General features: G+C 75.3%; 1 protein-coding gene. It reads left to right on the forward strand.

Features of this window, described 5'->3' with window-relative positions:
• Positions 1 to 1,358 (forward strand): hypothetical protein (locus N869_RS18070; protein ID WP_035063023.1); only part of this gene is annotated, 1,358 nt, incomplete at its 5' end.
• Positions 1,359 to 1,383 lie beyond the last annotated feature (25 nt).

Here is a 1,383-nt window from a genome sequence, read left to right on the forward strand (position 1 = left end):
CCGCGGCGGCGGACGTCCCGGCCGTCGACCTCACCGCGTTGTCGGACCTGGACGACGCGCTCGACGAGGCCGGTGCACACCTGGCCGACGCCCGTGAGGCGCTCGCCGACGCCACGTCGGCCCTCGACCCGCAGGACGCTGAGGCGTTCGCGCCCGTGGGGACGGCCCTGGACGCGGTGTCGGTCGCGCTGGACCGGGCGTCCGGGCACACCGACCGGGTCGCGGTCTCCGTGGCGGAGCACCTGGATGCGGTGGCCGGGTCGCTGGTCGGGGTCGCCGACGACCTCGACGCGTGGGCCTCGACCCTGGGTGACCTCGCGGCGGTCCTGCCGGGGGGCCCTGGGCCCGTGCCGCCGGTGGGGGAGCGGGCTGAGGACCTGGACGACGCCCGTGAGCACGCCCAGGCCGTCGTCGACGCACTCACTGCCCTGCACCAGGACGTCCTCGAGCGCCTGGAGGACCTCGAGCAGTGGGAGGACCTCACCTGGGGTGACCTGCTGCGGGATGCGGTGGACGTGCCGGAGGTCGCGCGGCAGGTGCGGGAGCGCCTGGTCGAGCGGCTCGCCGGGGTGGGTGTGGACCTGGACCTGCCGACCCTCGGGGAGCTGCTGGAGGGTGAGTCCCTGACGGTGGCCGAGCTGCTGGACGCCCTGGGCCTGGACCCGACCGAGGTGTTCGCAGGGGTGGACCTGGGTGAGCTGCTCGGTGACGTGGACCTGGCCGAGGAGCTCGCACAGCTGCTGCAGGACGCCGACGTCACGTTCCCTGACGTCCAGGACCTCCTGGCCGGGGCGGGTGCGGACCTCACGGAGGTCCTGGCCGACGTGGACCTGACCGGCCTGCTGGGCGGGGTGGACCTGCCGGACCTGCAGGACGCGTTCGGTGACGTCGACCTGGACCTGGAGGGGCTCCTGGCGGCCGCGGGCCTGGAGCCCGGGGCCCTGCTGGACGACCTGGCCCTGCCCGACGCCCAGGACCTGCTGGCCGGCGCGGACGTCCAGGACCTCCTGGGGGGTGCGGGCCTGGACGAGCTCGGCGACCTGGACCAGATGGTCGACATGCTCGCCGAGGGCATCGCGATGCTCGCGACCGGCGCCGACGAGCTGGCCGACGGCCTCGACGCCCTCGCCGACGAGGGGCTGGGTCGTCTGGTCGCCCAGCTCGACGAGGGCAACGTCGACGCCCTGCAGTCCCTGGCCCTCATCTCCGCCCTGGACGACCGCGCCGAGGAGGCCCGGGGCGTGGCCTACACCTCCGTCGCCGAGGTCCCCGACAGGTGGACCGCCCCCCTGCTGGCCCTGGCCCTCCTGGCAGCCCTCACAGCGGCCGCCGAGGCCCTCCGCCGCCGCTGGACCTGACCCACCCCACCCTCACCCCCACCCA

The organism is Cellulomonas bogoriensis 69B4 = DSM 16987 (assembly GCF_000767165.1).
Taxonomy (GTDB): Bacteria; Actinomycetota; Actinomycetes; order Actinomycetales; family Cellulomonadaceae; genus Actinotalea; species Actinotalea bogoriensis.